The 13,623-nt window shown below is 35.8% G+C and carries 17 protein-coding genes and 1 other RNA gene; 14 read left to right on the forward strand and 4 right to left on the reverse strand.

Annotated elements, in window-relative coordinates; all coding sequences use genetic code 11:
* Nucleotides 1-18 precede the first annotated feature (18 nt).
* The 4 genes from aspB (at nt 19) to DT250_RS19630 (ending at nt 3,220) form a co-directional block, all read left to right on the forward strand.
* Entirely contained in the window at nt 19-1,206 is a 1,188-nt protein-coding gene (gene aspB / locus DT250_RS19615) for an aspartate transaminase AspB (protein ID WP_149213568.1), read from the forward strand.
* Nucleotides 1,207-1,327: 121 nt separating this feature from the next.
* A complete protein-coding gene (gene dnaD, locus DT250_RS19620) occupies nt 1,328-2,035 on the forward strand; it encodes a DNA replication protein DnaD (protein ID WP_000728534.1) in 708 nt (235 codons plus the stop codon).
* A gap of 15 nt (nt 2,036-2,050) precedes the next feature.
* Nucleotides 2,051-2,698, forward strand: coding sequence for an endonuclease III (gene nth / locus DT250_RS19625; protein ID WP_149213569.1), 648 nt, complete (start codon nt 2,051-2,053; stop codon nt 2,696-2,698).
* A gap of 3 nt (nt 2,699-2,701) precedes the next feature.
* Complete coding sequence (locus DT250_RS19630) at nt 2,702-3,220, forward strand: YpoC family protein (RefSeq protein ID WP_149213570.1); 519 nt, start codon at nt 2,702-2,704, stop codon at nt 3,218-3,220.
* A 23-nt stretch (nt 3,221-3,243) separates the two neighbouring features.
* On the opposite strand, the gene DT250_RS19635 is transcribed toward DT250_RS19630, so the two are convergent.
* Nucleotides 3,244-5,937 carry a penicillin-binding protein 1A gene (locus DT250_RS19635; protein ID WP_149213571.1) on the reverse strand — a complete coding sequence of 898 codons (2,694 nt, stop codon included), beginning with the start codon at nt 5,935-5,937 and terminating at the stop codon, nt 3,244-3,246.
* Nucleotides 5,938-6,002: 65 nt separating this feature from the next.
* Nucleotides 6,003-6,605 (reverse strand): Holliday junction resolvase RecU, encoded by a 603-nt coding sequence (gene recU / locus DT250_RS19640; protein ID WP_046958934.1) that lies wholly within the window; start codon nt 6,603-6,605, stop codon nt 6,003-6,005.
* Nucleotides 6,606-6,708: 103 nt separating this feature from the next.
* Here recU and DT250_RS19645 point away from each other — a divergent pair, with 103 nt between their 5' ends.
* Nucleotides 6,709-7,734 carry a DUF2515 domain-containing protein gene (locus tag DT250_RS19645; protein ID WP_149213661.1) on the forward strand — a complete coding sequence of 342 codons (1,026 nt, stop codon included), beginning with the start codon at nt 6,709-6,711 and terminating at the stop codon, nt 7,732-7,734.
* Nucleotides 7,735-8,042: 308 nt separating this feature from the next.
* Here the strand turns inward: DT250_RS19645 and DT250_RS31755 are convergent, their stop codons facing one another.
* Nucleotides 8,043-8,219: a hypothetical protein gene (locus DT250_RS31755; RefSeq protein WP_002020884.1), complete on the reverse strand. Its 177-nt coding sequence runs from the start codon at nt 8,217-8,219 to the stop codon at nt 8,043-8,045.
* Between the two features lie 85 nt (nt 8,220-8,304).
* Between DT250_RS31755 and DT250_RS19650 the strand changes: the two genes are divergently transcribed.
* Both DT250_RS19650 and DT250_RS19655 read left to right on the forward strand, forming a co-directional pair.
* A complete protein-coding gene (locus DT250_RS19650) occupies nt 8,305-8,547 on the forward strand; it encodes a hypothetical protein (protein ID WP_001252041.1) in 243 nt (80 codons plus the stop codon).
* 15 nt (nt 8,548-8,562) lie between these two features.
* Nucleotides 8,563-8,907, forward strand: coding sequence for a YppE family protein (locus DT250_RS19655; RefSeq protein ID WP_000872967.1), 345 nt, complete (start codon nt 8,563-8,565; stop codon nt 8,905-8,907).
* A 27-nt stretch (nt 8,908-8,934) separates the two neighbouring features.
* Here the strand turns inward: DT250_RS19655 and DT250_RS19660 are convergent, their stop codons facing one another.
* Nucleotides 8,935-9,126: a YppF family protein gene (locus tag DT250_RS19660; RefSeq protein ID WP_000242661.1), complete on the reverse strand. Its 192-nt coding sequence runs from the start codon at nt 9,124-9,126 to the stop codon at nt 8,935-8,937.
* Between the two features lie 177 nt (nt 9,127-9,303).
* Here DT250_RS19660 and DT250_RS19665 point away from each other — a divergent pair, with 177 nt between their 5' ends.
* The 7 genes from DT250_RS19665 (at nt 9,304) to DT250_RS19695 (ending at nt 13,516) form a co-directional block, all read left to right on the forward strand.
* Complete coding sequence (locus tag DT250_RS19665) at nt 9,304-9,855, forward strand: YppG family protein (protein WP_149213572.1); 552 nt, start codon at nt 9,304-9,306, stop codon at nt 9,853-9,855.
* A gap of 155 nt (nt 9,856-10,010) precedes the next feature.
* Complete coding sequence (locus tag DT250_RS19670; protein WP_088608764.1) at nt 10,011-10,427, forward strand: CotD family spore coat protein; 417 nt, start codon at nt 10,011-10,013, stop codon at nt 10,425-10,427.
* 56 nt (nt 10,428-10,483) lie between these two features.
* Nucleotides 10,484-11,038, forward strand: a complete 555-nt coding sequence (locus DT250_RS19675) for an SLOG family protein (RefSeq protein ID WP_000862919.1) — start codon at nt 10,484-10,486, stop codon at nt 11,036-11,038.
* Nucleotides 11,039-11,135: 97 nt separating this feature from the next.
* On the forward strand, nt 11,136-11,474 hold the full coding sequence (gene gpsB, locus DT250_RS19680) for a cell division regulator GpsB (RefSeq protein ID WP_000622425.1): 339 nt from the start codon (nt 11,136-11,138) through the stop codon (nt 11,472-11,474).
* Nucleotides 11,475-11,561: 87 nt separating this feature from the next.
* Nucleotides 11,562-11,952: RNase P RNA component class B (gene rnpB / locus DT250_RS19685), an RNA gene on the forward strand.
* A gap of 180 nt (nt 11,953-12,132) precedes the next feature.
* Nucleotides 12,133-13,272: a THUMP domain-containing class I SAM-dependent RNA methyltransferase gene (locus tag DT250_RS19690; RefSeq protein ID WP_000521230.1), complete on the forward strand. Its 1,140-nt coding sequence runs from the start codon at nt 12,133-12,135 to the stop codon at nt 13,270-13,272.
* A 61-nt stretch (nt 13,273-13,333) separates the two neighbouring features.
* On the forward strand, nt 13,334-13,516 hold the full coding sequence (locus DT250_RS19695) for a DUF3921 family protein (protein WP_000376888.1): 183 nt from the start codon (nt 13,334-13,336) through the stop codon (nt 13,514-13,516).
* Nucleotides 13,517-13,623: the final 107 nt, after the last annotated feature.

Raw genomic sequence — 13,623 nt, forward strand, 5'->3', positions numbered from 1 at the left:
ATGTAGGGGGAACTACAAATGAAATTAGCAAAGCGAGTAGCTGCTTTAACACCATCTGCAACTTTAGAAATTACAGCAAAGGCACAAGCATTAAAAGCAGAAGGTCATGATGTAATTGGATTAGGGGCAGGAGAACCTGACTTTAATACGCCAGAACATATTATGGATGCTGCACATAAAGCGATGTTAGAAGGACATACGAAGTATACACCAACAGGTGGATTACAAGCGTTAAAACAAGAAATTGTGAAGAAGTTTACACGTGATCAAGGAATTGCGTATGATCCATCTGAAATTATTGTATGTAACGGTGCAAAGCATGCATTATATACATTATTCCAAGTGTTACTTGATGAAGGAGATGAAGTTATCATCCCAACTCCTTATTGGGTAAGTTATCCTGAGCAAGTAAAGCTTGCTGGAGGTAAGCCAGTTTACGTAGAAGGCCTGGAAGACAATGAGTACAAAATTACAGCGAAGCAGCTGCGTGAGGCAATTACAGAGAAAACGAAAGCAGTTATTATTAATTCACCGAGCAATCCAACAGGAATGATTTATAGCAAAGAGGAATTACAACAGCTTGGAGAAATATGTTTAGAACACGATATTTTAATCGTTTCAGATGAAATTTATGAAAAATTAATTTATGGTGGAGCAGAATATACTTCGATTGCCCAGCTTTCTAATGCATTAAAAGAACAAACACTTATTATTAATGGTGTATCTAAATCTCATTCTATGACAGGATGGCGTATTGGATATGCAGCAGGAAATAAGCAGCTTATTAAAGCGATGACGAACTTAGCGAGTCATAGTACGTCAAACCCTACTTCAATCGCTCAATACGGCGCAATTGCAGCATATGCAGGCTCACAAGAACCTGTAGAAACAATGCGTCAAGCATTTGAAGACAGATTAAACATTATTTATGATAAATTAATTCAAATCCCTGGCTTTACTTGCATTAAACCACAAGGTGCATTTTACTTATTCCCTAATGTAAAAGAAGCTGTAGCTTTATCAGGATACGAAACTGTGGATGATTGGGCAAAAGCTCTATTAGAAGAGGAAAAAGTGGCTCTTGTACCAGGTACAGGATTTGGTGCTCCAAATAACGTTCGTTTATCATATGCGACATCTCTTGAACAAGTAGAGAAAGCATTAGAACGCATTCATACGTTTATGAAAAGTAAAGTGCAAGCTTAATTGTATATTTTATTAACGCAATACAAAAAACCTTCCTACATAATAGGAAGGTTTTTTTGACGAATTGTGGCAAAAAGAAATAGCGAAAGGTGTGTTATACTAGAGAGCGAGGTGTTTGGTGATGAAAAAGAAAATGATGTTACAGTGGTTTGAGCAGGGAAGCATTGCAATTCCAAAATTACTTATGATGCATTATAAAAAATTAGGGCTAAATGAAATGGAATTTATGGTTGTACTTCATGTACACACATTTTTAGAATCGGGCAATTCGTTTCCGACTCCGTCAGAGATTTCAGAACGGATGACGATTACTGAAATGAAATGTATGGAAGTAATTCAGACATTGATTCAAAAAGGTTTTTTATCACTAGAAGGTGGACAAAAATCAGAAGCGATGATGTGTGAAAGTTATTCTTTACAACCGCTATGGGAAAAAATATTGCATTTCTTAATGAACGAATCAATAGAGGAAGAACAAAAAGAAATAAAACAACTGCAAGTAAATTTATATACAGTATTTGAAAAAGAATTTGGAAGACCACTTTCTCCGTTTGAATGTGAAACGTTGGGTATGTGGGAAGATCAAGATCAACATCATCCGAATTTAATTCAAGCGGCCCTCAGGGAAGCTGTAATGAGCGGTAAGCTTAATTTCCGATATATTGATCGTATTTTATTTGAGTGGAAAAAGAATGGTATTAAAACAGTAGATCAAGCCCAAAACCAAGGACGAAAATTTAGAGCAAATCAACAACGAACGCAGCAAACGACAAAACAAGAGACGAAATTTACTGGGAAAGTGCCTTTTTATAATTGGTTGGAGCAGTAATGTAGGAGGAAGTATATGTTAAATAAAACGCAAATTCGCTATTGTTTAGACACAATGGCGGATATGTATCCAGAAGCACATTGTGAATTAATTCATGATAATCCATTTGAATTAGTAATCGCGGTGGCGTTATCTGCACAATGTACAGATGCACTTGTAAATAAAGTGACGAAAAATTTATTTCAAAAATATAAAACACCAGAAGATTATTTAAGCGTGTCTTTAGAAGAATTACAACAAGATATACGTTCCATTGGATTGTTTAGAAATAAGGCGAAAAATATTCAAAAATTGTGCCAGATGTTGCTAGATGATTATAACGGGAAAGTTCCAGAAGACCGTGACGAGCTGACGAAATTACCAGGAGTAGGAAGAAAGACAGCGAATGTAGTTGTTTCGGTTGCATTTGGAATTCCAGCGATTGCTGTTGATACGCATGTAGAGAGAGTGAGTAAACGGTTAGCGATTTGTAAGTGGAAAGATTCGGTGTTAGAAGTAGAAAAGACATTAATGAAGAAAGTTCCGATGGATGAATGGGGCGTTACACATCATCGTATGATTTTCTTTGGGCGTTACCACTGTAAAGCACAGCGACCACAATGTGAAGAGTGCCGATTACTAGAATTGTGTCGTGAAGGAAAGAAGCGAATGAAGGGGAAATAAAGGATGGAGCGAGTTATAGAAATACCGAAAGAATTTCGGTGCTTACCATTTTTTACAGAAAGCGTAACTTCGATTACGTATCATACAGATCAGTCTTTTGAAGAAATAATACAAAATACTTACTTTATATTTGATATTGAAAGACAATATGAGCCGTGGAATGAAATTGAAAATAGTATTCCTATACTGTTGAATGTATGGAAAAGTAAGCATGAAGACATTGCTACACTATTTCGAAACAGAAATAAGCAAGAAGCTGAAGGTCCAATGATTCTTTTTGCGGCACATTTGTTATCGATTGTATATTGGCTAAATGAGCAACCTGTTCATAGTTTGAATGAAATGGAAGCTTATACGAGTAAATTGGAAGTACAACCAGTTAATTTTATGGAGCGATATTCGTTCATTATAAAGAAACCGAATAATTATCATTCCTATATTCAGTTAGCGCAGTTGTATATTGAAATAGAAAAGCTATATGTTAAGAAAATGATAACAAAAAAGAAGTCCTTTTCTCGTTAAGAGAAAGGACTTCTTTTTTTGTATTAAGACTCTGTTGTAACAGCATTTCCGTCTGCGTGAGGTGTATCTCCTCCGGTATTTTGTTGTTGTTCTTGTTGCTTGTGTTGTTCTTCTTCAGCTTTTTTTCTAGCAGCCTCTTCTTCGGCTTTCTTTCTAGCAGCTTCTTCTTCGGCTTTCTTTCTAGCGGCTTCTTCTTCAACAGCCTTTTTCTGAGCTTCTTCTTGTTGTTTACGTTGTTGTTCTTGTTGTTGCTGTTGCTCTTGTTGTTTACGCTGCTCTTCAGCAGCTTTTTTCTGAGCTTCTTCTAGTTTTTGTTTATCTTCATTAGCTTTTTTCTGTACTTCCTCATCAGCTTTTTTCTGAGCTTCTTCGTCAGCCTTCTTCTTAGCCTCTTCTTCAGCTTTCTTAGGGTCTGGAGTTCCGCCAGGTGCAGTGAAGGATGCACCAACTGCAGGGCTTGTTCCAGTACCTTTTTTCGCTACTACAGAGAAGCTGTAAGTAACGCCTGGTTTAATACCACCAAGAGTAGCTTTCGTACCACTTATTGATAGGCTACCACTTGAACCGTCAGTCGCTTTATAGCTTGCTGCATACGCATCAACTTCTGTTGGTCCAGACCAGTTTAGTGTAACAGTATTAGCGCCATCGAAAGTAACATTAAGACCACTAGGTGCATCTACTTTAATTTGTTTAATTGCATCTTTTTTCGCACCTTTTACGTATAATTCTCCGTTTATTTCTTGTACAGAAGAAGGACGTTCAAAGCGAGATTTATCTGTAGCAAATTTGCTCATCATTACTTGGAACATTTGTTGTGCAATTCTAGTAGAGCGATCACCAATGTAATTTTCTGGACCATCCTTTTCGTAACCAGTCCAAACAGCCATTGTATATTGTGGTGTATATCCAGCGAACCAGCTATCTCTGTTTGCATCAGCTGGAATACCATATTTTTTAAGAACGTCTTCATCAAAGTTTTGTGTCCCTGTTTTACCAGCTACGTCAAAACCAGAAACGTATGCTGTTGGACCTGTACCACCAGAACCAGGTTTTACTACGTCACGAAGAACGTCAGTAACCATGTAAGCTGTGTAGTCTTGCATTGCACGTTGTTCTTTCGGTTTAAAACTTTTCTTTTTACCGTCTGGGAAGATGACTTCTTTTACGAAGTGCGGTTTATTATAGTTACCATCATTACCAAAGGTTGCATATGCACCTGCTAATTCTAATGGAGAACTATCGTTACTACCAATTGCTGTTGATTCATATGTTTTGCCGTCTTTAAATGTCATACCTAAGCCTTCAGCAAACGCTTGTGACTTAGGAAGACCAACCGCTTGAGCTGTCTTTAAAGCTGGGATGTTTAATGATTTTTTCAAAGCTTCACGTAGTGAAACGTCACCTTTGTAACTTTTTGTTGCATTTCGTATTTTCTTACCATTGGAATACGTATACTCTGAGTCGTTTAATTGATGGTATGTAGACCATTGTAAATTCTCAAATGCTGGACCGTAGTCGAAAATTGGTTTCATCGTTGAACCGACTTGGCGTTTTAAATCAGTTGCCATATTATGACCTTTGAAAGTAGACTTACTTTCTTTACGCCCAGCTCCAATTGCTCGAACTTCGCCAGATTGTGTATCCATAAATACGAATGATCCTTGGAATTGATCGTTCGGATACTTAATAAGGTTGCCATCCATAATTTTTTCAGCGTAATCTTGAGCATCTTGATCAAGTGTTGTATGAATTGTTAAACCATCTGAACCGATATTTACATCGGGATATTCTTTTTCAACTTCTTTTACAACAGCATCTAAAAATGCTTGATACTTCATCTCAGTTATTTCTGAAGACGGTTGAAGACCCTCAGTTACAGAGATTTTCATTGCGTTATTCATTTCATCTTTTGTTATATAACCATGTCGATTCATTAATGATAATACGACGTTACGACGTTGTGTAGCTCGTTCAACGTTGTCTTTTTTTGTTGGATCATAAATATTAGGACCTTGTGGTAAACCTGCAAGCATTGCAGCTTCATGTAACTGTAAGTCTTTTAAATCTTTGTTATAATATTTTTTGGCTGCTGTTGCAATACCGTACGAACGGTTACCTAAGTTAATCTTATTTAAGTACATTTCTAAGATCTCATGTTTAGAGTATTGTTGCTCTAATTTGTAAGATAGGTACCATTCTTGTACTTTTCTCTTCGCAGTTTTGTCCATCGTTAGAAAATAGTTTTTGACTACTTGTTGTGTAATCGTACTACCACCTTGAGATCCGAACCCTCCAGTGACATTTTCCATAACTGCTTTTGTAGTTCGTTTAAAATCAATTCCATTATGATCATAGAAACGTGAATCCTCAGTTGCAAGGAATGCACTTTCAACTACCTTTGGAATTTGATCATACGTAACGTGGGTTCGTTTTTCAGCACCGTATTCATAGAAAAAGTTCCCATTCTTATCAAGAAACTTTGTTGATAAAGGATTGACAAGTTTTGATTTGTCTAATTTTGGAGCGTCCTTCACCATAACAAAGAAAGCGGAAACGCTAGCTATAAGACCAACGATACCAAGAAGTAGACAACCTATAAGGAATTTTTTAAAAAAGGAGCCTTTTTTCTTTGGTTTTTTTTCTTTATTTGTTTCTTGCTTTTGATTTTGATTTTTTACATGATTTCGTTCTGTACGAGAACGATAATTATCTGACATTATACTTTCTCCTACCTTTCATTCTCTCCCCAAAAGTCGAAAAAAGAGCCTTAGTGATGACTCTATCACGAAAAATAAACCGTGTCTAGTACACGGATATAATCAATCCGAGGGTGATAACCGCATGATAATAAAGATCCATGCTCTTCTATTTCTTCTTTCGTAATCGATTTCCGTCCACCAGTATTTTGACGATTCCAAAATGCAATAATATGTTTTGCATCTAGTAAATAAAGTTCATCAAAAAGTGTAAATTTAATAATAACAAATGCAATTCCATCATGAACGATTACTTGCTTCATATGTTCAATTTGATGAAGGTGGAAGTTTTGAAGTGGAAAGCTGGTTTTATTTTTTGTTTCTTTCGCTTCAAAATCGATGTATTTCCCTTTGTATACACCGTTGTAATCTGTTGTAGAAGGTTGTTTAAAATACGCTTCTTTTACCACTGCAGCACTTCGAGCGGGGTAATCTACTTTTACAATTTGAAGAGGTGTAGGTTTTTTATGTACACATGCAATATTATGGGTTAAGTAATATTCATTTGTTTCATTCAATTCCTCTTCAAGGGACATACCTCTATTACTATAAGTATGTTTTTTAATTGGTGTTTTATGAGGTTGTGAAGCTTGATTGTACCGTTTTCCGTTTGGGTAACGAATGGTCATAGTGTGTCCACTCCCAACTTGCTAAGAATTACTTACAAAGGTGATTATAACAAAAAATGAAAAAAGATGTGACCTTTTTGAAGAAAGGTATGATGACTTATTTATGTTTACATGGAATGATTATGAGAAAATTAAACAATATCGTAAAAATATGGTTTGTACAGACGAAGAAAAAACAATCGTTTATAACATTAAGAGGAAAATAGAAATGGCTAATATGGACAATATTTCTCGAACACAGTCTTATCAAGAATATTATGTAAGGAACAGTGAAATTAGGTGGGCCTTTTTAGCAAGTATGGTCTCGAGAAATGCTGGATGGAATATGACTGATTTAAAAGGGAGATATTATGCTACTGTTTTACCTCAAACAGTAAAAAAACATTTGTTTCTGACTTATGAAGAAGCGAATTGGATTATTTTTTTAGATGCATTTCCTCAGCTATTGTTATACGAAGAAAGTAAGAGGAGGCAGGTACCACTATTCTATTTGTTACAATATTTTAACGTATCAATTTTTATGGAAAAAGAATGGATTTATTTTTGGGAAAAAAAAGATATAAATAGGCTCATGACAGCGCTTATTATAAATGAGCAAAATAAAATTCAAAAACCAGTTATTGAGAATGCATATTTTAAAAAACATGTATTCCATACTGCACTTTTTAAATTGCAAGAAATGCTTCATATTAGTGCTGTTATTTTTCCGACTGTTGAAGGGAGGATGTATGGTTTTTCAGTTTATCAATTTGAAACGTTACAAAAGCGTATAGAACTAGGGCAGAAATTAGCGGAGTTACTGTTTCATCCGAATTATAAAAGTTTATTCCATAGGTTTGCATTGCAAACTATACACACAGGATCAAGAGCAGATTATGAATATTATGTAAGAGAAGCTAGAAAATCTTGTACGCCAGCCCTTAGAGAGGTTTATCCTGTCGTTGCACATAAGGAAATAAGTATGAGAGATTGGTTTTGTACAGATATGGAAATAAATGAGTTGTTTCTACTGGAAGAGTATAAGGGTGAAGTTGATATAACAGAATGGTATAAAAGAAAGAGGGAGCAAATCTATGTTGCTTCTATCGTAAATCGTTTTGTTAAAAGGATGGATGAGTTCGTGATATAATAAAAAAGAAGTCCCGTCTTCATTTATGAAGACGGGACTTCTTAATGTGAAGTAATCCTGCCGTGTATGCTAACAATTTAATCGCAAAACGTAATGAATATAGGAGATTAAGGATGCTTCAGAAATTAGCTTTTTGTAAAAGCGCTAAAGTCTCACTTTATCCCGCTACTTGCCGGGCAGTAAGACCCACGTCTCAAAATTCAGTGAAAGCAAAGAATTTAGGTGTGAATCAACTGCCCGTAAAAGCCCGATTGAGAAGGCTAATAATCAGTGGGGATGAACAAAACCCCGCTGATTAAAGTTTCACTTTATGTAGCAGGGAAGTTTGGACCATCTAACTTAGGGTTGCCAGTCTCGGGTTTATTTTGTTTGTTTTGTTTTTTCTTTTTTTCGTTTTTGTTCTTTGTCATTTTCATACACCTCCTTTTTGTATTGTTACCATTTCTATAAATGACATACAAAATGATTTCTTTGACGAATAACAACTAGTTTTGTCATGTGAGCAGGAGTGAGGAGTCATTCGGCGAAATTACATGACAAAGGAAAAGCAAAGAAGGGGGCGTTTTGTATATGGCGATGGTTCAGAAGGAAGATGTAATGAAAACAATGGATCAAATGTTAAGTTCTCTCGATTTGCTGGAAATGAATATAGGGATTAGAATGAATCATGCATTGAAGGATACGGGTGAAAAAATATGCAATAAGATAGAAATAACAGAAATGCATATTGAGCATATGGAAAATAAATTAGTGCATCACGAAGAAAAAGGGAATTGGGTGAAGGCATTTCAAAACGTCGTAGTGAGTGCATAATAAGGTGGGAATAAAATGAAGTATGAAGCATTGATACAATCTTCAGAAAAACTCATGCAGTATAATAATGAAGCGAATGTGAAAAAAAGAGAAATGATTGAGTACGATTTTTATAAGGATATGAAACCATTTGTAGATATGGTAGATGAGGAATTAAAAGTGTGGAAAGAATTAGCTTATAAATGGATTAAGGAAGAAAAACCGAAGTATATACATGTACAGCAAATTGATCAAGTATACGATAATTTACAGACAAATGTGTTGCAATGTTTTGTAAATAAAGGTAAAGGTAAGCGATTCTTTGAAACACATCAAGCCATTTCGTATACTTTGCAAAATATAATTGAGCAATGTAAGTAACAAGAGGGGAAACCCTCTTGTTTTTTTTTATGCTTCTGTCATTGTTGTAGGTTTTGTTGCACCGTTTATTTCTAATTCTTTTATTAATGTTCGGTAATCTGAAATGCATATTTTCCCTTCGAGATACCAATGTCTCGCAAAGTCTAACAATTCATTTACATTCTCTGTGTAATACCCCTTTTTTTGAGAAAACGCTTGTTTTAAATCCCCTAATACCATGTTGATTCCTCCCCCATGAGAATCTTCTTCTTCACTATCATAGCATGGAAGGGTTTTCTTTTTTAATTTTTTAAAAATTTAAACTTCCGACAAAAATAGACAGATACTCCGTCACACAAATTATTTTACAAGTACATATTATATATGTAGAAACTTATGTGAAGGAGGAGAGAATGCATGTTTCAACAATCTAACGTATATCAGCAATCTTATCCATATGCACAGCAAAATATGTACCAATATAATACGGATACATATTTACGGTATAATATGTATCCTTTCGAGCCTAATTATGGAAATCAAAATTATTACCAGCCATTTGAAGTATCGTTTATGAATCAACCACAACAACAGCAGCAGCCCTATATGGAGCAACAGCAGCAACCCCATACGAATCAACAACAGCAGCCCTATATGGAGCAACAGCAACAACCCTATACGAATCAACAACAGCAACCTTATATGAATTCACAATACTATATGCCACCACCATCTCCCTATGGAAATCAACAAGCGATGTTTTATCCACCAAAACAACCGTACCCGACGCAGAATAAACAAAAACAACAACAGCAACCGAGTCAATTTTCTAGTTTTGTTTCCCAATTTAAAAACGCAGATGGTAACTATGATGTAAATAAAATGATGAATACAGCTGGACAAATGATGAATGCGATGAACCAAGTGACAGGTATTGTAAAGCAAGTTGGAGGTTTTTTTGGTAAGTAATTTTGGGGGTTGTCTATAAAAAGCATTACGTATAAAGCAGAAAGCTAGACAAATTTCCTTGTAATAAATGGGTATATATAACAAACGGCTTTCTCTCTTTTCTCATATTGTAAAGTGTAGTCAGATTTTTTTAACGAGAGAGGAGAGAAAAAACTATGCATCATTGTCATCCTTGTTTTGGAGGGCATAAGCCTGTAGGACCTATTTGTACAACTGCTCCTGTCATTCATCCGACGAAACAATGCGTAACACACTCTTTTTCAACAACGGTGGTGCCACACATTTTCCCAACGCATACAACACATGTACACCATCAACAAATTAAAAACCAAAACTTCTTCCCACAAACAAACTCGAATGTAAATGTGGTAGACCCAGTTGATCCAGGATTCGGCGGCGGATGTGGACCATGTGGTCATGGACATCATGGACATTTTGGACATCATGGACATTTTGGACATCAAATATCTCCATTTGGTCCAGGACCAAATGTATCACCATTCTTACCGAATAACGTATCACCAGTAGGTCCGAATATTGGACCAAACGTTGGTGGAATATTTAAAAAGTAAATGATATGTTAGAACTAGCGAAATGCTAGTTCTTTTTTTGTAATTGGAGTGTTGATATGAAAGTTATTGCTGTAACGGGATATAAGCCATTTGAACTTGGTATATTTAAAAATGATCATCCAGGGGTGGAATGTATAAAAAAAGCATTGCATCGAAAATTAACTACTTTTGTAGAAGAAGGTTTGGAATGGGTGATAATAAGTGGGCAGTTAGGAGTCGAATTATGGGCTGCTGAAGTTGTTTTTGAAATTCAAGTAGAATATCCAGATCTAAAATTAGCGGTATTTACTCCGTTTTTAGAACAAGAAGAAAGCTGGAAGGAAGATAACCGTGAATATTACGAATGTATTCTCTCTCAAGCAGACCATATTGATAGTATTACGAAACGGAAGTACGAAAGTCCGGAACAATTTAAATTAAAAAATCAATTTTTTATTGAAAAAAGTGATGCACTTTTAGCTGTATATGATGAAGAAAAACCAGGGAGTCCCAAATATATTGTAGAAGCAGCAAAGAAAAAAGGAGAAATAGAAAATTATCACAGTTATTTCATTCTTTTTTCTGATTTACAAGATATAATAGAAGAGGAACAGTGGAATAATGCTGAGTAATATGTAATATAGTACTCGTATATATGATTGACAAAAAGCATTGTTTCTGAAAAAATTTAGGTAATGAAAGTTTTGGCAAAAATTTGAGGTGAAGAAAATGATTTCGGATAAAATTAAATTAACGGCGAAAGATATTTTAGAAAAAGAATTTAAAACAGGCATGAGAGGCTATCAACAAGAAGAAGTAGACAAGTTTCTTGATATGATCATTAAAGACTATGAAGCTTTCCACAAGGAGTTTGATCAATTAAAGCAACAAAATGCTCGTTTAAAGCGTGAATTAGAGGAACAAAAATTAGTAGCAACGCAAGTGCCACAACAACCAGTTGTACAAACACCAGTTGCACAACCTGTATATAACAACACGAATACGGACATTTTAAAACGTCTATCTAATTTAGAAAAAGCTGTATTTGGAAGTAAGTTATACGAATAATTTCTAGTGGTAAAAAGGTTAAAGCATTTTACATAGAAAAAAACATTGCAAAATCTTTTTGTTTCCACTATACTAATGGATGTCATAACGTTTGGGTAATCGCTGCAACGCCAACGTTGTAGAGGAAAGTCCATGCTCGCACGGCCTGAGATGGCTGTAGTGTTCGTGCCTAGCCAATTCATAAGCTAGGGTATTCTGGCTGTAAGGCTGGTTTAACGGCAGGGAAAAAACCTAAGTCCTTTCGGATATGGTTTGACTACCTTTAAAGTGCCACAGTGACGAAGTCCTTGAAGAAATGATAGGAGTGGAACGAGGTAAACCCCACGAGCGAGAAACCCAAATAATGGTAGGGGAATCTTTTCCAAGGAAATGAACGATGGGAAAGGACAGGTTGTATAACCTGTAGATAGATGATTGCCACCGGAGTACGAGGCGTGGGCCGTTTGCAGTACAAAGGAACAGAACATGGCTTACAGAACGTTATGAACCAACTATGAAATAACTCAGCTCTCCTTTGTTAGAGGAGGGCTTTTTATTTGTATGAAGTTATAAATTATGAGTTAAAATGGTTAATGAGAAAATTCTTCGTAAAATGTAATGATTAATAGGACAAATTGCTATTAATTATTGTTTAACTATACATAAGAGGTGAATGCAAATGGGAAAAGTTACTTTAATTGCAACAGCGGCAATGGGTATTGAAGCGTTAGTTGCCCGAGAAGTTCGTGATCTTGGTTATGAATGCCAAGTGGAAAACAGCAAAGTAACATTTGAAGCAGATGAAAAGGCGATTTGTCGCACGAACTTATGGTTACGTACTGCGGACCGTGTGAAAATTAAAGTTGGCGAATTCAAAGCGACAACATTTGATGAGCTGTTTGAAAAAACGAAAGCATTAAATTGGGGAGATTATATTCCAGAGAACGGAGAGTTCCCTGTAATTGGTAAATCGTTAAAATCTGAATTGTTCAGTGTTTCAGATTGCCAACGTATCGTTAAAAAAGCTGTCGTTGAAAAATTAAAAACAACATATAAACGTACAACTTGGTTTGAAGAAGATGGTCCGTTATTCCGTATTGAGATCGCAATGCTCAAGGATATTGCAACATTAACAATTGATGCAAGTGGTGTTGGACTTCATAAACGTGGATACCGTATGGATCAAGGGGAAGCCCCATTAAAAGAAACATTGGCTGCGTCTTTAATTAAGTTAACAAACTGGAAGCCGGATCGTCCTTTCGTGGATCCTTTCTGTGGATCAGGTACAATTCCGATTGAAGCAGCATTAATTGGACAAAATATTGCACCAGGATTTAACCGTGGCTTCGCATCAGATGAGTGGGGCTGGGTTGGTAAACAAAACTGGCGTGAAGCTCGTCAAGAAGCTGAAGATTTAGCGAATTATAATCAACCACTACAAATCATTGGATCAGATATTGATCATCGTATGATCCGAGTTGCTCAAGATAATGCAGAAGAAGTGGGCTTAAGTGATTTAATTACATTTAAACAAATGCAAGTAAAAGATTTCACGACAAAAGAGGATTATGGCTATGTTGTAACGAATCCTCCATACGGAGAACGTTTAAGTGAAAAAGCACTCGTTGAACAACTGTACAAAGAAATGGGACAAGTATTCCGCCCATTAGATACATGGTCAGCGTATGTATTAACAAGCTACGAAGCATTTGAAAAGTGTTATGGAAAAGATGCATCGAAGAAACGTAAACTGTTTAATGGATTTATCCGTACAGATTACTACCAATACTTCGGAAAACGTCCACCGCGTAATTCATAGTATAAAACTCCTCCAGCGCGCATATACTGGCTATTATGTAATGCGTAAAGGAGGCCGTGATATGGATAGTTTCCAATTATCTATGATTCAAAAAGCTATTCATCGTACGTATGATGAGATCGGGAAAGAAGTGGATAGCCAAGGTGCGATTGTAGAGGAAATACAAAAAGCACAAGAAGAATATTTGTCAGCTCTTTCACACGAAACAGCGATTGATAAACGGTATTTAAAGTCATTAATATAGAAAAAAATTTTCCTTTTTCGAAAGGAAAATTTTTTTTCGTGTATTTCTATGTATGGCAACAGGGGAAAGTGGCTGCACACATATGAGTAGCAGTTGCTATATCTTTT

Origin of the sequence: Bacillus sp. AR2-1, assembly GCF_008368755.1 — a bacterium.
Taxonomy (GTDB): domain Bacteria; phylum Bacillota; class Bacilli; order Bacillales; family Bacillaceae_G; genus Bacillus_A; species Bacillus_A wiedmannii.